This is a genomic window from Clostridium sp. AM27-28 (assembly GCF_003480955.1).
GTDB classification, from domain to species: domain Bacteria; phylum Bacillota; class Clostridia; order Lachnospirales; family Lachnospiraceae; genus Otoolea; species Otoolea fessa.
In genome coordinates this window covers 30,215-48,057 of record NZ_QUJT01000004.1, presented here as the reverse complement: position 1 = coordinate 48,057, position 17,843 = coordinate 30,215, and the positions used below count along the sequence as shown (strand labels likewise).

Sequence of the window (17,843 nt, the reverse complement as noted above, 5' to 3'; positions counted from 1 at the left end):
TTTTATTTAAAATCATCTTTTATAATAAATAACACCTGATCTAAATGAATATACCATTTTTTCAGGTACGCCGCAAGTCCTGAAATAGAAAAAGCCTTGACTAAAAGCCTTGCCATTAACCTGCCAGCACCTGATCCAGAAGCTGCGCCAGCGGATCCATCGCATTGACCGCCTCTTCATATGTGTTCGTCTGTGCCCCGACCTCGATCAGCGCCGAGCGCGGGCGTAGATGCAGATTGTAACGAAGCCCCTTTAAATAGATCGTCCGCGTAAACCCAGGATATATCTGATCGGCGTTCCACTTCATCTGGAAACTGAACGCCAGATTTTCCTTCCTGCAGGGATTTGCCAGATACTCGATCGGTCCGTCCGGCGTCTCGCTGGTACCGTTGAAGAACATGATCTGCGCCGTCGGTTTTCCTTCTATCTGCGTGACTAGATGCGTCTGCTCGCTGACACCGTCCCGGTGCACATCTAAAATCACCTGAATCGACGGGTATTTCTGCAAAAGGTTCGTGACACCCTCGCAGGCATATGTATAGGCACGGCTCCGGTCTAGATGCCCCGACTTCATATCATAGGCAGTTGTATCGTGCCAGACCTGATATCCTTTCGCCCGCAGCCGTTTTGCCAGCTCTTCCCCCAGAGACACCACCGCTCCCTTTCCGTCGCTTCCCGCATAATCTCTATAATTTTCCTGCGAATGGGTATGATAAATCAAGATCTGTGGTCCGTCCGCCTCGTCCTTCCTGATTGTCAGATCCATCGATAAAAATGTCTCTGCGTTCATCAGGCTCCGGTCAATCGATGCCGTCGGGTGGATTGTAAAAAAATGCTGGATCAGATAATCATAATCTTCCAGCTTTTTCCGCAGACGCGGGCTGTCCACCAGTGCGGCAGGATTTGCCCTCTCTGTCTTTTCTCCATTCTTTCCAGCACTATACAGCCTCTCTTCGTCTGTCTCTCCGCCGCCCTGTCTCCCACTTCCATGAACAAGCCCGTTCCATTTTCCAAGTAAAGTTCCATCCACCAGCCTACTCCCGGAAAACTGTGCCAGGAAATCCATATACTCCTGCCGGACTTCCTGTTCTTCCAGATATTTATAATAGGACGGATCGGCTTCTCCCTGCGTCTGTTTCTTCCACCCGGCAAGTCTATGCCTTTTCCCCTCCTCCGAATCTGGTATATCCCGCAAATTAGTCCCCCAGACCGGATACCAGGACCTTACCACCGCATTCTGCACAGCTGTCCAGATGAATGCACGCATCTTCCAGCCGACTGTCAGCAAAAACAGAACCATCAGGAGCCCGGCTGCCCTCTGCCACCACCGCACCGCATTCATCTCCCTTCTTTCCTGTTCTATCCTATGCGATTAGCAAAGTGTAGTTTCCTGTTTGGTTCTGTTTTTCAATCTGGCATTTTTTTCAGTGTTATCTTTCTTCCTCCAGCCGCTCCACTGCCCGCCGGATCCCCTCGGCGATTGCTGCGCTCAGCTTGCAGATACGCTCGTCCATGTCCTGCGGGGTCACAAACATCGCTCCAAATTCAGGTTCCAGAAGTTCCCGGATCAGCTCATACTGGCTGTCCGAATCCAGTTCCCGGATGTATTCACCGTACCGGCTGCCCTCTTTTGAGGCGGTTAGTGTCCGCACTAACGCATTGACCGTCCCGTGAACGATCGCCGCCGCGCCCACAACCGTCGGAACGCCGATCGCGATTACCGGCACGCCGAGATTTTCCCGCGTCATTCCCCGGCGGTGGTTGCCGACGCCGGAACCCGGATGAATTCCTGTATCCGTCAGCTGAATGGTGCTTGCCAGACGGTGGACGTTTCGCGCCGCCAGCGCGTCGACCGCGATCACCAGATCCGGGCGGCTCTCCCGCACGACGCCGCGGACAATTTCTGCCGTCTCCATCCCTGTCTGTGCCATCACCCCTGGATGGATACCGCTGAGAACCGGATGCACCGTCCGCCCCGCTTTCTCAGCCGTATAGAGGTATGTGCCATTTCTTCTGCCTGGCTCCGTCCGCAGATGGCGGTTCATCGAAAGCCCATCCACCACGCGCGGTCCCAGCGAATCCGGCGTCACCTGCCGGTTTCCCAGTCCCGCTACCAGAATCGAAAGTCCGGCCATGGTTGAAGCACAGTTTTTCCGGATCAGGGACGCCAGCTGCCGTCCTAACTCCCCGGCAGCCGCCTCACAGTATGCGTCCTCTGTCTCCGACAGCCCCGGATCTTCCATCGTCAGGTAGGTTCCCATCGGCTTTCCCATTGATTCCGCACCTTTTTCGTTCAAAATCGAGACTTCCGTCATCCGGATCGAACTGCCATGACAGCGCCATTCCCGCAGCGCCACACCGCCGATTTCGCCCCCATCCCCCTCAAAACTTTCTCTCTCCTCCAACGCCAGATCCGTCCGATTTTCAAACATGGCTGCTCCCTTCTATCTCACAACTCAATCACAACCCGCACCACCATAAGGCTTAAATTCCATCCTATCACTTTTTACTTCAAGATAGCCTTATTATTTTTCTCAATTCGTAACTGTTCAGTACCTTCACAGTCACGCGCAAAAATTCATTAAAACGCAGTAAATGCGCAGACCTACTGAACAGTTACCTCAATTTTTATATTTTCCAGAAATATATATTTTATTCTCTCAAAAAAACCTAACGCTTTTTTTGTTTCATAGGACGCAATTTCCTGTGAAACAAAAAACTGCGCCACCCAGCCCAGATATTTGACATTGCCCGCAAGGATAGGCGCCGCCTGATATCCGGTCAGATACCGCAGTTTATACGTTTATTTTTCGAATTTTTCTAAAACTCTATTCTATTTCTCGCCGTCCGCACTCTCCACCGGCGTTACTGTTCACACACGTGTGCTCAGCAACGGGATTTTGCCGATGCTACGCATTCCAAATCGGCAAAATCTGCTGCCGGAACTGTATCGTACGGAATTTTCAGTTCAGAAAATTCCTACCTGTGAACAGTTACCCACCGGCATCTATTCCCCCGGATGTTCCACCTTCCAGATCTCCGTCTCCAGATAGTTCCAGATCTCTTCTCTGCCCTGTTTTGTCTCGGCGGAGAACGGAATCATCATCACTTCGGTGCCGACTCCCAGACCTGTTCTGAGAATCTTTAACTGTTTCTGGAGCTGGCTGCGCTTGATCTTGTCAGCCTTGGTCGCAATCAGGATCGGCTGGAAGCCCTGGGAAACGATCCAGTCGTACATGAGCTTGTCGTTTGAAGATGGCTCATGACGGATATCAATCAGTAGGAAGACGCAGCGAAGCATCTGCGATTTGTGCAGATAATTCTCAATCATCTTGCCCCACTTTGCCTTGACCTCGACGCTCGCGCGCGCGTAGCCGTACCCTGGCAGATCGACGTAGTAAAACGCGTCGTTGATATGGTAAAAATTGATCGTCTGGGTCTTGCCCGGCTGCGAGGATGTTCTCGCATAGGATCGGCGGTTCATCAGCGCATTGATCAGGGACGATTTGCCGACGTTTGATTTGCCTGCAAACGCGAATTCAGGCTGTGTATTTGCCGGCAGCTTACTGGTGATACCGCAGACGGTTTCCAGATTTACATCTTTTATAATCATATTTTTTCTCCTACTAAACCGCTATTTCTCCGGTACAAATGCCTCTCGGATGACTTCGTTCATCTCCTTGATGTATACGATCTCCATTCCTTTCGTGATTTCCTTCGAAAGCTCCTCGACATCCGGCTGATTTTTCGCCGGTACCAGTACCTTTTCCACCTGCGCCATGCGGGCTGCGAGCAGTTTTTCTTTCAGACCGCCGATCATCAGCACATGACCGCGCAGCGTTACCTCGCCGGTCATCGCCACACGCGGCAGTACCTTCCGTCCTGTCACCGCCGACAGCATCGCCGTTGCCATCGTGATTCCGGCCGATGGACCATCCTTCGGCACCGCGCCCTCCGGGATATGCAGGTGAATATCGTGTTTCTCGAAATAGTTCTCCTTCACGCCGTAATCAGATGCAACCGAACGCACATAGGTCAGTGCAATCTGCGCCGACTCCTTCATGACATCGCCCATCTGACCCGTCATCTGCAGCACGCCTTTGCCCGGCATGACATTGACCTCGATCTGCAGTGTATCGCCGCCGACGCTCGTCCACGCCAGACCGCGCACGATACCGACCTGTGCCTCATTTCCGGCTGCATCGAAGAAGACTTTCTCGCGTCCCAGATAATGATCCAGATTCCGCTCTGTCACGCGGATCGACGGTTTCTTCTTCTCCAGCACCTCTCTGGCTGCCTTTCGGCAGATATCGCCAACCCGGCGCTCCAGATTCCTGACTCCAGCTTCCCTGGTGTAGCTGTGAATCATTTTCTCCAGCGCCGAACCCGTGATATTTAACTGTTCCTTCGAAAGGCCATTCTTCTCCAGCTGTTTCGGAATCAGATAGTCTTTTGCAATGTGATATTTTTCATTTTCCGTGTAACTATTGACTTCAATCAGCTCCATACGGTCCAGCAGCGGTCCAGGGATCGTCTGCGTTGTATTCGCCGTCGCGATAAATAATACCTCCGACAGGTCAATCGGGATCTCCACATAATGGTCGCGGAATTTCACATTCTGCTCGCTGTCCAGCACCTCTAAGAGCGCCGAGGATGTATCTCCCTTATAATCGCTGCTGACTTTGTCGATCTCATCCAGCAGCATCAGCGGATTGGCAACCCCTGCCTGCTTGAGCCCTTCCACGATGCGTCCCGGCATCGCGCCGACGTAGGTCTTTCTGTGACCGCGGATCTCCGCCTCGTCGCGCACGCCGCCCAGGCTGATGCGGACATATTTGCGTCCCATCGCCTTCGCAATCGAGCGGGCGATCGAAGTTTTACCGGTTCCAGGCGGTCCCACCAGGCAAAGGATCGGGCTGGTGCCCTTCTTCGTCAGGATGCGGACTGCCAGGTATTCCAGCACGCGCTCTTTGACCTTTTCCAGACCATAATGGTCGGCTTCCAGAATCTCTTCCGCATGCTTCAGGCTCGCGTTATCCTTCGTCATTTTGTTCCACGGCAGTTCCAGCACCGTTTCCAGATATGTCCGGATCACATTCGCATCCTGGCTGCCAGCCGGCATATTCTGGAAACGGTTGATCTCCTTGCGGATCCGCTCCTTTACTTCCACGCTGGCTTTGATCTTCTTCAACTGTTCCTTCATCTCATCCGCATCAGAAACCGGATTTTCCTCTCCCAGCTCCTCCCGGATCACACGCAGCTGCTCCCGCAGAATATAATCACGCTGATTTTTATCCAGCGCCGCCTTTACCTTCGTCTGAAACTCGCGTTTCACGCGGTAAACCTCTAATTCCGTCAGCAGAAGCTGCAGCTCTGTCTCATACATCTCCGTCAGCGTCCGGCATTCCAGCACCGACTGGCGCGCTTCATAGTTCCACGGGAACTGGGCTGATATCTGGTTCATTAATTCGGTCAGATCTGGCTGTGCGATCAACGGACTTAATACTTCACGTCCCGCTGCCACATTTAATTTTCCGTATTCTTCCAGCTTTTCTTTCAGAATCCGGAGCATCGCCTCTTTCTGAATCGTGTCCAGATCGTCCTCGACCGGATCCAGAATCTCCACGATCGCAGTGCAGCATGCCTCGCCCTTCTCCATCTCCAGAAGCTCAGCTCTCTCCTGCCCTTCCACCGTGACGCGCACCATGCCGCCCGGCATCTTGACAAGCTGTTTCACGTAGCCAATCGTTCCTACCTGAAAAATCCCGTCAATATCCGGGATCACCTCATCCGGCTGCTTCTGCGTCGCCAGAAATACTCGCTGATCGCCCACCATCGCCTGCTCCACTGCCGCGATGGATTTATCCCGGATGATATCGAAATTTACCGTCATCTGCGGCAGCACGGTCAGTCCGCGCAGCGCGATCATCGGCATTGTCAGTTTCTTATCTTCCATAACACCTTTATCTTTCTTAATCAAATGTATCGTTATTTCCTGTGAAAAGAAAAACAGGGGTCTGCCTATGGCAGTTCGCCATCTCACAGACCCCATTAACAGCCGCCATTCTCAAGCTGCTGCATTTATTTTCCTTTACATTTACGCAATCTCGCCGGTTCTGTCTTTCTTAGAACGTCCTGTAAAAGACTTGCGGGGCACCGTATTGTCGCGATATACCAGCTCCGGCGCACTCTTTCCCTCGACTACGTCTTTGGTAATCGTGCAGATGCCGATCGTGGAATCGGACGGAATCTCATACATGGTATCCATCATCAGGGACTCCATGATAGAACGAAGTCCTCTGGCTCCCGTCTTTCTCTCGACTGCCATGTGGGCGATCGCCATCAGCGCATCATCCGTGAACTCCAGCTTCACGCCGTCCAGATCGAGAAGCGCCTGATACTGCTTGATCAGTGCATTCTTCGGCTCTCTTAAAATGCGGACCAGCGCCTCCTCATTGAGCGTCTGGAGCGATACCGTGATTGGCACACGACCGATAAACTCCGGAATCAGACCAAACTTCGTCAGATCCTGCGGCATTACCTGTTTTAGAAGCTCATCGATATCCTGATGCTTGCGATCCACAATATCGGAGTTAAATCCGATGGAGCCGGCACCTAAACGGCTGTCGATGATCTTCTCCAGACCGTCAAATGCACCGCCGCAGATGAACAGAATGTTGGTCGTATCGATCTGAATCAGTTCCTGCTGCGGATGCTTTCTGCCGCCCTGCGGCGGAACGCTGGCAATGGTTCCTTCCAGAATCTTTAAAAGCGCCTGCTGTACACCCTCGCCCGATACATCGCGGGTGATAGATACATTTTCAGACTTCTTCGTAATTTTATCAATCTCATCAATATAGATGATGCCGTACTCTGCCTTGCTGACGTCGTAATCAGCCGCCTGGATGATCTTCAAGAGAATGTTCTCTACATCCTCGCCGACATATCCAGCCTCGGTCAGAGTGGTCGCATCCGCGATGGCAAACGGTACATTTAAGATCTTCGCCAGCGTCTGCGCCAGGTATGTCTTACCGGAACCGGTCGGTCCGAGCATCAGGATGTTGCTCTTCTGAAGCTCTACATCCTGCGTGGACTTAGACATAACTCTCTTGTAATGGTTATAAACCGCTACGGAGAGCACCTTCTTGGCGTCGTCCTGTCCGATGACATACTCATCGAGAAATTCTTTGATTTCCTTCGGCTTCAGCAGGTTGATTCCGCTGAAATCCGGTCCTTTTTCCTGATCGGCAAATTCCTCTTCCAGAATCTCCGAGCAGAGTTCGATACAGTCATCGCAGATATATACATTATCTGTGCCAGCGATCAGTTTTCTAACCTGATCCTGTGTCTTGCCGCAAAATGAGCAGCGTATTTTGTCGTCTGTTCTGCCTGGCATACTTCCACCTTGTTCCTTTCTATTATTCCATCCAGAAATCTAATTAGTGGTTGGTAATGACACAATCAATCAGACCATACTCTTTCGCCTGCTCTGCTGTCATGTAATTATCACGCTCTGTATCACGCACAATCACGTCATACGGCTGGCCTGTATTGGCTGCCAGAATCTCGTTTAATTTCTTCTTGGTACGAAGAATATTCTCCGCTACGATCTGGATCTCGGTTGCCTGTCCTCTCGCGCCGCCGGATGGCTGGTGAATCATCACTTCTGCGTTCGGAAGTGCATATCTCTTTCCTTTGGTACCGCCGGAAAGCAGGAATGCGCCCATGCTGGCTGCCATACCCAGACAGATGGTAGATACATCACATTTGATATAATTCATCGTGTCATAGATCGCCATACCTGCGGTAACAGAACCGCCCGGGCTGTTGATATATAAGCTGATATCCTTATTCGGATCCTCTGCCTCCAGGAACAGAAGCTGTGCTACAACCAGGCTGGCTGTCACATCATTTACTTCCTCTCCCAGGAAAATGATACGATCTTTAAGCAAACGGGAGTAAATGTCATACGTCCGCTCGCCGCGGCTGGTGGATTCAAGGACATAAGGTACTAAACTCATGATTCTTCCTCCTATAATTGAGAATGAATGTTTATGGCAAAAATTGTTACAGTTCACACGCGTGCAAACTGTAACAGGATTTTGCTGATGCTTCGCATTACAAATCAGCAAAATCTGCTGCCACTATGTTATCGCACGGCACTTTCGGTTCCAAAAGTGCCTGCCTGTGAACAGTAATACAAAATTCTATGATGCCTTAGGACACCATAGAATTCTGCCGTATTTCAGTATTCGCTTTTATCGGTTTGATTAAGCAAGCTTTGCCTGCTCTACCAGTAAATCGATCGCTGCCTGAACTTTCAGGTCCTCACGGATCTGCTCTTTCTCGCGCTCACCCATCATTTCTTTCAGCTTAGCGCCTTCCAGTTTATAGGATGCTGCGATCTCGTTGATCTGCTCGTCAAGCTTCTCATCGGAAACTTCTACGTTCTCAACTTCAACTACTTTCTCAAGAACCAGTCTGGTCTTGATTCTCTTCTCTGCTTCCGGACGCATCTGCTCCATCAGCTTCTCCGGTGTCATGCCGGTATATTTCATGTAATCGTTGATGTTTAAGCCCTGGCTCTGCAGACGGCGAGCGTAGTTCTCTACCATCTCTCTTGCCTGAGTGTCAACCATCGGCTGCGGCAGTTCCATCTGAGCGTTCTCAACTACTTTTTCGATTACGTTGTTCTCGTTCTCTACTTTAGCGTCCTGCTCTTTCTTCTCCTGCAGTTTCTTGCGGATGTCTGCTTTGTACTCATCCAGAGTATCGAAATCAGATACTTCGCTTGCGAACTCATCGTTCAGCTCCGGAAGCTCGTTTCTCTTAACTTCTTTGATGGTTACAACGAACTTAGCCGGTTTGCCAGCCAGCTCATCTGCATGGTACTCAGCCGGGAAAGTAACGTTTACGTCACAGGTCTCGCCTTTTTTCTTGCCGATTAACTGATCCTCAAAGCCCTCGATGAAGGAATGGGAACCGATTACCAGCGGATAATCTGTACCAGCGCCGCCGTCAAATGTCTTGTCATCAATGTAGCCGGTGAAGTCGATGATAGTGTTGTCGCCGTCCTCGATTGCGCCGTCTTCTACGTCGATCAGTCTGCCGTTTTTCTTACGTGCTGCAGTCAGCTCGTTCTCTACATCCTCGTCTGTCACAACAGCTTCTGCCTTCTTAACTTCTACGCCTTTGTACTCGCCCAGAGTTACTTCCGGTTTCAGAGCTACGGTTGCCTCGTAGATGAATGCCTTACCTTTTTCGATCTGAGTTACTTTGATCTCCGGAGTGGAAACAATCTCTTCCTTGCTCTCCTCTGCTGCCTTCGGATAAGATGCGTCGATCACTTCGTTTGCTGCATCCTCATAGAAAATGCCAGCGCCATACATCTTCTCCAGCATAGCTAACGGTGCTTTACCTTTACGGAATCCCGGGATGCTGAATTTGTTTTTGTTCTTGTTGTACGCATTTTTGATTGCTGCATCAAACTCTTCAGCCGGAACTTCGATGGTCAGCTTTGCCATGTTCTTCTCTAATTTTTCTACCTGTAAACTCATTTTAAGGGGTCCTCCTTGCTTCTATATGTGAACCGCCATTCTACCGGGCGTTACACTTCAAGATAGCATTATAGCATATCTGCGTGCTAAATACTAGCGGAAAATATAATTTTGCGTTCACTTTTTGCGGGTTTATGAGTGGTTTTAGGTGGGTTTTATGCCATTTTTGATGTATTTTCTGTGTGTTTTTTAGTTGAAACTACACCTGGTCATACTGAATGGAATCTTTGACCTGTAATGCTACCGGGCGATCGACTAAGAGCGATGCCAGCTCAATTCCCAGATCCAGCGCATATCCAAGTCCACGCGCCGTTGTGATATTGCCGTCCGTCACAACGCCCGCACCCGTCAGCTTCGCACCGGTCAGGGCATCCTCAAAGCCCGGATAGCAGGTTGCCTTCTTGTCCTTCAAAAGCCCCAGCTGCCCCAGAATGCTCGGAGCCGCACAGATCGCTGCCAGGCGCTTTCCAGCAGCATCTGCCTGCACCAGTGCATCGCAGAGCGGTTTGCACGCCATCAGATTTTTCGTTCCCGGCATACCGCCCGGAAGGAACAGAAGATCCGCTTTCATCGGATCAATCTCATGCAGCAGGGTGTCTGCATGAATGCCAAATCCATGTGCGCCCTTCACCTCTTTTTTACCCGTAATCGAAACCAGTTTTACCTTCACACCCGCGCGGATCAGCACGTCCGCCGTTGCCAGACATTCCACTTCTTCCAGTCCATCTGCTAAAAATGCGTATACTACAGCCATGATTATTTCCTCCTTTTCTTTGTTTTTATAACACTTTTTATATTAAATTATTTATTTGTTTTCCACAAAGCAATCATTTTTCCTTTTGAAAATGCCTTTACTAGTACCCACACATTCACCGCCTCGTCAAGAATCAGGCTCAAAATCCAGCCACAAAGCACATCGACCAGCGAATGCTGTTTGATGAACATGGTTGAAAGACAAATCAGAATCGTGACAATCCACGAAAGTGTACGGATCGGTTTCTTGTTCCGCACACTTGCCGCGTGGCAGATCGTCAGATGTACCGCCACAGTGCTCGATACATGGATCGACGGGCAGACATTGTTCGGCGGATCCACCCTCCGCAGAAACCGCACAATCTGCGCGCAGAAATTCTGTGATGTGATCTCCTGCCGCAGATTTAAACCGTTTGGTGCCAGCAGGTAGACAAATAAGCAAAAGGTTGCTCCTGCAAACATCACAAAGCAAAGTCTCAGATATGCCTCCCGATCCTTGATCATAAAATAAATCATAAACACCGGCACCCACGCGTACCACAGAAAATACGGCAGTACAAACCATTCATTAAACGGTATCAGGTCATCGACCGCACAGTGTATAATATGAACATCCGATGGTTCATGCAGCTCCAGCAGAAAAAATCCTGACAGAAACACCAGCATATAGAGTCCTGCCAGACAGTAGCGGTGCGTTTTGATCCAATTCATTACTTGTTTTATCATTAATAGTATACCTTTGTATTGTTCTTTCGTTTTTATTCTTTCGTTTTTAATACCAGGTTTTCCGCTAGCGCCAGACGACTGTTCTGGTACTCGCCCGTAAACGTCACCTCGCGCCCGAACCATTCCGGCGGCACAAAGGCAAGTGCGGCTTCCTCACTTGGAAATTCAACCTCCGCCAGCTTCAATCCCTCATATTCACCTAAAAAAATGTCCAGCTCAATCGTGTACTCCGTTCCTTCCATCGGAATCAGATAACGCTTTTTCGTCAGAATCCTGCCGTCAGCCTTCGAGCGGAGATGCTCATAGGATTCCTTCGTCAGCGGCAGATTGTATTCCTCCCGCGCCATCAGTCCTTTGGATTTGTAGGTCAGATAATAGGTGTCATCCTCCTGACGGACACGCACAACCGGGGCAGTGCTTAGATATGCCTGCTCGATCTGGTGGAAGGGGTATCCGGCTATATCAAATGGAATGTGACTAATTAAATATTTGCGTTCGATTTCCATAAAATTAGTTGTCCTTTTTATATTTCTTAAAAAGTCTTAACAAAAGTACCGTATTTCTCCAAAATGAGAAAGCCATTTTTCTATAATTTCTTCACTGTTGGCCTCTATCACCCGAATCATACTGTTCAAAATTTGGGCTGATATTTTGGAAGAATTGTGGCTGAGCAATGCCTTGCCCGTACTGGTTATCCACACTTTTGTCGCATTTGAAGTTGCTCTTCCCTCTGCAATATGGACATGCACCGGTTCCAGCGGCTCATTTTCATTCGACCAAAAATATACAATATATGGTCCAATCCTAAAAATTTGCGGCACTCAGAATTCCTCCCTCTTGTGAAAACTCCATAATCAAGTGTGCATTTTCCCGAATCAGTTTCTTGAAATAACTCATTTCCATATCTGAATAACCATTTATATTCTCCCACTTGTAATCTGGCAAATAGCATATCGCATTGTGAAATCCATCTTTTTCATCGGGTGTTTCTATATAAACTTTAACCCTGCCATCTGCCCGCATTTCAGAATGGGTAATTTCCGTATCATCATTTAAGGTCATAAATGGGTACATCATCTTTCTTCCTCCTCTCATTTATCCTCAAAACAGTTTTAACCACGGCTGCTTTCTACTTATTCAGCATCCCCATCACCACAACCACCACAAACAGTACCACCATCACGCCGATAAAAATATCCATCGTCCGCACAGAGACATGCACATGGTCATAGATGCGCTCTTTGATGGTCTTTTCTTTCATGAGTTCCAGCTCCCGGCGGAGCTTTTCATTTTCCGCTTCCAGTTCCTCCAGAGTTTTATCTGCCGTCTCCTCTGCCGCTTCTTTCGCCGTCTCCAGTTTTTCGCTCACTGTTTCTTTTATCGTCTCATTCTTTTCCAGCATTTCGTTTTCGCTCATCCTTGTTCCTTTCAGAATATGGCTTGTTTTCTCTGCTGCTCACTCTGAAACAGCCTCTTCTCTTATTATATCCATAAAAATAAGTTCAGGCAATCCAAAAATATTTTTCCGTCACTGTCAAAGCAAGCGCTGGCACGCCATCTTCTCCACCATCCCCCCTGCCGATTACAACTTTTCAGATTTATACAAGAAAAAATCCTGCCCGGCAGGGCTGTTTATATAATAGGAGATTCCAACGGATTCTCCCATTATATAAAAAACTCCCCCGCCATGCATCCATGGAGAGGGAGTTTCGGATTTGTTTTCAATATTTATGTACGGTTCCCGACGACTTTTCATATGATACATACATTCTCGTCAGAACACAGTTAATCTTATTACTTCTTCGCAATGTACTTACGGATATCCAGTGCAATCGCAACAACGATAACGATACCCTGTGCGATATACTGGTAGTTCGGGTCGATGCCAAGGAACTGCAGACAGGTCTTTAAGAACTCGAATACGAGTACACCGATGATAACACCGGAGATACGTCCGATACCACCGTTTACAGATACACCACCGATGGTACAAGCTGCAATAGCCTCCAGCTCGTAACCGTTACCGGTATTTACACCGGCACCACCGGACTTAGCTCCCAGAAGGAAACCTGCGATAGCATACAGTGCAGTAGCTGTTACATAGATGATGATCTTGGTTTTCTTAACATTTACACCAGCAACCTCTGCTGCTGCCTCGTTGCCGCCGATTGCATACATATATTTACCATGGCGGGTGTAGTTAAATACGAACCACATGATCGCGCCGATGACAAATGCAATGATGAACAGGTACGGAATACCGAAGAAGTTACCATTTGCAATGATGGTATACTCCTGACGATAACCGCCTAACGGAACGGATTTTGTGTAAACCAGGTTGATACCGTATACGATCATCTGCATACCCAGGGTACCGATGAAAGCCGGTACATTCAGGTAAGCAACTACGATACCATTGATAAGACCAAATACACAGCAGATAGCAATACAGATAAGGAGAATCAGCCATACGTTCTGCTCGCCAAATCCTTTGGTAAGTTCAAAATGTCCGCTGTAATCACTCTTCTGGAGCAGAGTACCTGCCAGGCAGGCAGAAAGTCCAACCAGACGTCCTGCAGAAAGGTCGGTACCTTTCGTAATCAGACAGCCGGATACGCCGACTGCGATGATGAAACGGCATGCTACGTTGATGGAAATGTTGCTAAAGTTGCTACGGCTGAAGAAGTTCTGTTTTGTCACACCAACAAAGAGAACCATCAACAGGATCAGAATAACGATACCGTTATTGATCAATATATCTTTTACATTCAGTTGTTTCTTATCCATTCTCTCTTCCTCCTTTAGAACTTAGTCGCGTAGCTCATGATACGCTCCTGAGTTGCTTCCTCACCCTGTACCTCACCGGTAATGTGACCATTACACATGACAAGGATACGGTTCGACATACCAATCAGCTCCGGCATCTCAGATGAAATCATGATGATACCTTTGCCCTGCTTTGCCAGGTCAATCATGATCTGGTAGATCTCATACTTGGCACCAACGTCGATACCACGGGTCGGCTCATCCATGATGAGGATATCCGGGTTGTTGGCCAGCCAGCGGGAAATCAGAACCTTCTGCTGGTTACCGCCTGAAAGTGACTGAATCAGTGTCTTACTGCTCGGCGTCTTGATTGAAAGCTTTGCCACGTTATCCTTGACAAGCTGCTCAATCTTCTTCTTATTCAGTTTGATACCATAGTGTAAATACTGATCCAGGGAGGAAATTGATACATTATCTGCAATGGACAGACATCCCAGAATACCAGTTCCGCGTCGGTCCTCGGTAATCATACCGATACCGCCCCGGATTGCATCCTGCGGACGCTTAATGTTCATTTTCTTACCCTTAATATAAACTTCTCCGGATTTAATATGACGCATACCGAAGATACCTTCCATCAGTTCCGTTCTCTGAGCACCTACCAGACCGCCGAATCCAAGAATCTCGCCTCTTCTAAGGGTGAAGGAGCAATCCTGGAAGGAACGATCATGGATACTGGAATATCCTCTGACATCCAGCAGTACCTCTCCGGCTTTTGTATCATTCTTCGGAGGATAGATATTGGTCAGCTCACGACCAACCATCTGTTTGACGATCTCATCATCCGAAATCTCGTCCATATGCCAGGAACCAACATAGGTGCCGTCTCGCATGATGGTAATATCATCACAAATCTCACGAATCTCCGCCATCTTATGGGAAATATAGATGAGGGATACGCCTCGTGATTTCAGGTCACGGACAATGCGGAAAAGCGCCTCTACCTCATTATCCGTCAAGGAGGAAGTCGGCTCGTCCAGAATTACAACTCTGGCATTTAAGGATACAGCCTTGGCAATCTCGACAGACTGCATCTGGGCGATGGACATGGTTCCCAGTTTTGCCTTCGGGTTATACGGCATCTTAACATCGTCCAGCCATTTTGCTGTCTCTTCAAACATCTTTTTATGGTCGATGACCTGAATCGGACCAAATTTCTTGGTTGGATAACGACCGGTGTACATATTCTCTGCTACCGTTCTCTCAGGTATCGGCTGCAGCTCCTGATGTACCATGGCCAGTCCTCTGTGAAGGGCTTCATCCGGATTGTGGATCTCCACTTTTTCTCCATCCAGATATACCTCACCTTCATCCATATGATAAATACCAAAGAGACATTTCATCAAGGTGGATTTACCAGCGCCGTTTTCTCCCATCAGTGCATGGACGGTGCCGGGACGTACTTTGAGGTTTATCTTGTCCAGAGCTTTTACGCCAGGGAAGCTTTTCGATACCCCGCGCATCTCCAATCTGTACTCTGCCATCCCATTCTCTCCTTTCATAAAATCGGGTGTGCCATCTGCACACCCGACACTTTATTCACTCCCCCGCAGGGGAGTGATATGTTCATAACCGTCCTTCTCTGAACAGCTACAATTATTTAATCATTTCCAGAATATCGCCAGCGTTCTCAGTTGTAACCTTTACATAGTCTACCATGTATACGTTGTCAACATCTTTGCCGTTTACGAAATCAAGAGCTTTGTCAGCTGCTGTATGAGCCTGTCCGAAGTAATCGTTGAATACGGTACCGGTCATCTTGTCGTTCATAACGTTCTCAACAACCTCAACCAGAGCATCAACACCTACCAGGTAGATATCTTTGTTTACAGTTCTTCCAGCTGCCTCGATAGCCTGCAGAGCACCAAGAGCCATAGCATCGTTGTTGCAGAATACAACATCGATCTTGTCGCCGTACTGGGACAGAGCGTTAGCAGTGATCTCCTGACCCTTTGTCTGATCCCAATCACCACGCTGCTTGGTCAGCTCTTCAACCTCTACGCCAGCTGCCTTTAAAGCCTCAACGGATTTCTCAGTTCTGTACTGAGCATCTACGTTCTCCGGATCACCCTGAACCATGATGTAACGAACAACGCCGTCGCCGTCTGCATCACCCTTGTTCTCAAGCTCAGCGATCTCTTCACCCTGATATGTACCGGACTGTCTAGCATCAGCACCTACATAAGTAGCTTTGATGCCGTCGTCAACCCAAGCCTGCTCTCTCTCAGCATCCGGCTCACGGTTGATGTAAACAACCGGGATACCTGCTTCGTTGCAGATGTTGGTTACATCCGGCTCAGAAGAAGCCTGAACCAGGTTGATGATCATAACATCAAATCCCTGAGTAACGAAGTTACGGATCTGGTTCATCTGCTCGGACTGGTCATTCTTACCATCCATGATGGAGATGTTCTCTGCCTTTAAGCCAAGCTCATCTACTAAATATTTCTGAAGTTCGTTTCTATACAGTGTCATGAAGTTATCAGCGAACTGGTAAATAGAAATACCAACTTTAACTTCTGCCGGATCTTTTCCTTCGATTGCTTCTTTAACAGTCTCTGCTGCGTCAGCTGCTGCTGTTGTCTCTTCTGCCGCTGCAGTTGTCTCTGCCGGTTTGCTGGAGCAAGCAGTTACGGAAAATGCCATTGCAGTTGCCAAACCAAGTGCTGCTACTTTTTTCAGTTTCATAATGTTTGTCCTCCCTTAAACTTGCGTATCCGTTTGCGCTGTCCGGATCCACCGAACAGTTAAATTTTCCGCATACACACATTATACAGTTTCGCCGATTCGTCATTTTTTCTTATCGACACCTTTATTATACGGATCGTTTGTACACTTTTCCATATAATTTTCTTGGTTCTTATATAAAATTTTTTTAAATCCTTTGTGATTTTATTCACATATTCTTGTTTTTCCGGTGTGAAACTGTGGGATTTTATGGTAAATCAGCAACAGTCAACGCTTTCTGACTGCATTGATAATAGGTTCCTTCCTCTAATTCGACCTTTTCCTGTACATTTTGACCAAGTGCCTCAGCGGCAGCTATCTCAAAAATCACTTCTGCATACTCGTCGCTGTCACACTGGACTGTTCCATACAGTTTTCCGCTCTTAAGCCCCTCGATTCCCTGCGGGGTTCCGTCGATGCCGACCACCTTGACGCCCCTTGTGTCACCGGCGCGTTCAAGCGCCTCGGCAGCTCCGAGCGCCATCTCATCGTTGTTGCCGATCACCACCTCGATCGCATCCCCGAACTGGCGGATCCACTGTTCCATCAGCGCCGCCGCCTGGCTCCGATCCCAGTTTGCCGAACCACCGGTCAGTTTTTCCAGCGGAATATCTCCGTCGCGCATCGTCTGCACCGACCACTCTGTCCGGATCAGCGAATCCTGATGGCTGCGCTCGCCCTCCAACATCACATATCCCACGGTTCCATCCCCATTTAAATCAAGACTGCCCGGATTTTCCTGATACGCATCCACCAGAAGCTCTCCCTGCAGAACCGCCGATTCCCGCGCGTCCTCCCCTACATAATAGAGGTGCTCCCACCGTTTCATGTCCTCCTCGACCGGTTCGCGGTTGAAAAATACGACCGGCGTCCCGGCATCCATCGCCTTGTTGATGACATACGATGCTGCTGAGCGATCCACCATATTGACGCAGATCGCATCGTATTCCAGGGAAAGGAAACGATCTACCTGGCTGTTCTGCGTATTTTGGTTTCCCTTCGGATCCATGATTTCCAGATTGACCTTAATGCCCGTCTGCTGCTCATATTCCTTCGCCTTTTCCTCCAGGCTGGAACGGATATTGTTGATAAAGGCATCCTCGCCCCGGTACAGCGTTACACCGATACGGATGCTCTTTTTTTCTGCCGGTTTTGCCGCGCTGCATCCATTTAAAAGAAGTGTGCCCACTGCCAGAAGTGCCAGCGCCATCTGAATGCTTTTTCCGTTTTTTTTCATCTTTCTATACTCCCTCC

Annotated in this window: 17 protein-coding genes; all 17 read right to left on the bottom strand. The window is 48.8% G+C overall.

The window, feature by feature from the left end; genetic code table 11:
• Positions 1-115 precede the first annotated feature (115 nt).
• Complete coding sequence (spoIIP, locus tag DW720_RS05960; protein ID WP_118742440.1) at positions 116-1,342, bottom strand: stage II sporulation protein P; 1,227 nt, start codon at positions 1,340-1,342, stop codon at positions 116-118.
• An 88-nt stretch (positions 1,343-1,430) separates the two neighbouring features.
• Positions 1,431-2,432, bottom strand: a complete 1,002-nt coding sequence (gpr, locus tag DW720_RS05955; RefSeq protein WP_118472448.1) for a GPR endopeptidase — start codon at positions 2,430-2,432, stop codon at positions 1,431-1,433.
• A gap of 575 nt (positions 2,433-3,007) precedes the next feature.
• Entirely contained in the window at positions 3,008-3,613 is a 606-nt protein-coding gene (gene yihA / locus DW720_RS05950; protein ID WP_107001606.1) for a ribosome biogenesis GTP-binding protein YihA/YsxC, read from the bottom strand.
• 21 nt (positions 3,614-3,634) lie between these two features.
• Positions 3,635-5,956: an endopeptidase La gene (lon, locus tag DW720_RS05945; RefSeq protein ID WP_118472498.1), complete on the bottom strand. Its 2,322-nt coding sequence runs from the start codon at positions 5,954-5,956 to the stop codon at positions 3,635-3,637.
• Between the two features lie 141 nt (positions 5,957-6,097).
• Positions 6,098-7,396 (bottom strand): ATP-dependent Clp protease ATP-binding subunit ClpX, encoded by a 1,299-nt coding sequence (clpX, locus tag DW720_RS05940; RefSeq protein WP_117795072.1) that lies wholly within the window; start codon positions 7,394-7,396, stop codon positions 6,098-6,100.
• 43 nt (positions 7,397-7,439) lie between these two features.
• Complete coding sequence (gene clpP / locus DW720_RS05935; RefSeq protein ID WP_022359226.1) at positions 7,440-8,021, bottom strand: ATP-dependent Clp endopeptidase proteolytic subunit ClpP; 582 nt, start codon at positions 8,019-8,021, stop codon at positions 7,440-7,442.
• 249 nt (positions 8,022-8,270) lie between these two features.
• The gene (gene tig / locus DW720_RS05930) at positions 8,271-9,557 is read right to left on the bottom strand and encodes a trigger factor (protein ID WP_022359227.1); all 1,287 of its coding nucleotides are present in this window, start codon (positions 9,555-9,557) and stop codon (positions 8,271-8,273) included.
• Between the two features lie 199 nt (positions 9,558-9,756).
• Positions 9,757-10,311 (bottom strand): DJ-1 family glyoxalase III, encoded by a 555-nt coding sequence (locus DW720_RS05925; RefSeq protein ID WP_022359228.1) that lies wholly within the window; start codon positions 10,309-10,311, stop codon positions 9,757-9,759.
• A 47-nt stretch (positions 10,312-10,358) separates the two neighbouring features.
• Complete coding sequence (locus DW720_RS05920; protein WP_182427913.1) at positions 10,359-11,021, bottom strand: phosphatase PAP2 family protein; 663 nt, start codon at positions 11,019-11,021, stop codon at positions 10,359-10,361.
• 47 nt (positions 11,022-11,068) lie between these two features.
• The gene (locus tag DW720_RS05915) at positions 11,069-11,542 is read right to left on the bottom strand and encodes a CYTH domain-containing protein (RefSeq protein ID WP_117795066.1); all 474 of its coding nucleotides are present in this window, start codon (positions 11,540-11,542) and stop codon (positions 11,069-11,071) included.
• Positions 11,543-11,578: 36 nt separating this feature from the next.
• Positions 11,579-11,857 carry a DUF4160 domain-containing protein gene (locus DW720_RS05910; RefSeq protein WP_107001610.1) on the bottom strand — a complete coding sequence of 93 codons (279 nt, stop codon included), beginning with the start codon at positions 11,855-11,857 and terminating at the stop codon, positions 11,579-11,581.
• Complete coding sequence (locus DW720_RS05905; RefSeq protein WP_107001611.1) at positions 11,841-12,113, bottom strand: hypothetical protein; 273 nt, start codon at positions 12,111-12,113, stop codon at positions 11,841-11,843. The genes DW720_RS05910 and DW720_RS05905 overlap by 17 nt, the downstream gene beginning before the upstream one ends.
• 52 nt (positions 12,114-12,165) lie before the next feature.
• Positions 12,166-12,453, bottom strand: a complete 288-nt coding sequence (locus DW720_RS05900; protein WP_227589388.1) for a hypothetical protein — start codon at positions 12,451-12,453, stop codon at positions 12,166-12,168.
• A 377-nt stretch (positions 12,454-12,830) separates the two neighbouring features.
• Positions 12,831-13,823, bottom strand: coding sequence for a beta-methylgalactoside transporter (locus DW720_RS05895; protein WP_107001612.1), 993 nt, complete (start codon positions 13,821-13,823; stop codon positions 12,831-12,833).
• 14 nt (positions 13,824-13,837) lie between these two features.
• On the bottom strand, positions 13,838-15,346 hold the full coding sequence (locus tag DW720_RS05890) for a sugar ABC transporter ATP-binding protein (RefSeq protein WP_107001613.1): 1,509 nt from the start codon (positions 15,344-15,346) through the stop codon (positions 13,838-13,840).
• Between the two features lie 112 nt (positions 15,347-15,458).
• Positions 15,459-16,550 (bottom strand): substrate-binding domain-containing protein, encoded by a 1,092-nt coding sequence (locus DW720_RS05885; protein WP_181357250.1) that lies wholly within the window; start codon positions 16,548-16,550, stop codon positions 15,459-15,461.
• A gap of 247 nt (positions 16,551-16,797) precedes the next feature.
• Positions 16,798-17,826: a galactose ABC transporter substrate-binding protein gene (locus DW720_RS05880; RefSeq protein ID WP_118570223.1), complete on the bottom strand. Its 1,029-nt coding sequence runs from the start codon at positions 17,824-17,826 to the stop codon at positions 16,798-16,800.
• Between the last annotated feature and the right edge of the window lie 17 nt (positions 17,827-17,843).

What these genes read in the sequence shown, in the direction of transcription:
- DW720_RS05925 (WP_022359228.1), bottom strand. Translation starts at nt 10,311, where the DNA reads ATGGCTGTAGTATACGCATTTTTAGCAGATGGACTGGAAGAAGTGGAA.
- DW720_RS05915 (WP_117795066.1), bottom strand. Translation starts at nt 11,542, where the DNA reads ATGGAAATCGAACGCAAATATTTAATTAGTCACATTCCATTTGATATA.
- clpP (WP_022359226.1), bottom strand. Translation starts at nt 8,021, where the DNA reads ATGAGTTTAGTACCTTATGTCCTTGAATCCACCAGCCGCGGCGAGCGG.
- yihA (WP_107001606.1), bottom strand. Translation starts at nt 3,613, where the DNA reads ATGATTATAAAAGATGTAAATCTGGAAACCGTCTGCGGTATCACCAGT.
- DW720_RS05900 (WP_227589388.1), bottom strand. Translation starts at nt 12,453, where the DNA reads ATGAGCGAAAACGAAATGCTGGAAAAGAATGAGACGATAAAAGAAACA.
- lon (WP_118472498.1), bottom strand. Translation starts at nt 5,956, where the DNA reads ATGGAAGATAAGAAACTGACAATGCCGATGATCGCGCTGCGCGGACTG.
- clpX (WP_117795072.1), bottom strand. Translation starts at nt 7,396, where the DNA reads ATGCCAGGCAGAACAGACGACAAAATACGCTGCTCATTTTGCGGCAAG.
- DW720_RS05890 (WP_107001613.1), bottom strand. Translation starts at nt 15,346, where the DNA reads ATGGCAGAGTACAGATTGGAGATGCGCGGGGTATCGAAAAGCTTCCCT.
- DW720_RS05895 (WP_107001612.1), bottom strand. Translation starts at nt 13,823, where the DNA reads ATGGATAAGAAACAACTGAATGTAAAAGATATATTGATCAATAACGGT.
- DW720_RS05905 (WP_107001611.1), bottom strand. Translation starts at nt 12,113, where the DNA reads ATGATGTACCCATTTATGACCTTAAATGATGATACGGAAATTACCCAT.
- gpr (WP_118472448.1), bottom strand. Translation starts at nt 2,432, where the DNA reads ATGTTTGAAAATCGGACGGATCTGGCGTTGGAGGAGAGAGAAAGTTTT.
- DW720_RS05885 (WP_181357250.1), bottom strand. Translation starts at nt 16,550, where the DNA reads ATGAAACTGAAAAAAGTAGCAGCACTTGGTTTGGCAACTGCAATGGCA.
- spoIIP (WP_118742440.1), bottom strand. Translation starts at nt 1,342, where the DNA reads ATGAATGCGGTGCGGTGGTGGCAGAGGGCAGCCGGGCTCCTGATGGTT.
- tig (WP_022359227.1), bottom strand. Translation starts at nt 9,557, where the DNA reads ATGAGTTTACAGGTAGAAAAATTAGAGAAGAACATGGCAAAGCTGACC.
- DW720_RS05880 (WP_118570223.1), bottom strand. Translation starts at nt 17,826, where the DNA reads ATGAAAAAAAACGGAAAAAGCATTCAGATGGCGCTGGCACTTCTGGCA.
- DW720_RS05920 (WP_182427913.1), bottom strand. Translation starts at nt 11,021, where the DNA reads ATGAATTGGATCAAAACGCACCGCTACTGTCTGGCAGGACTCTATATG.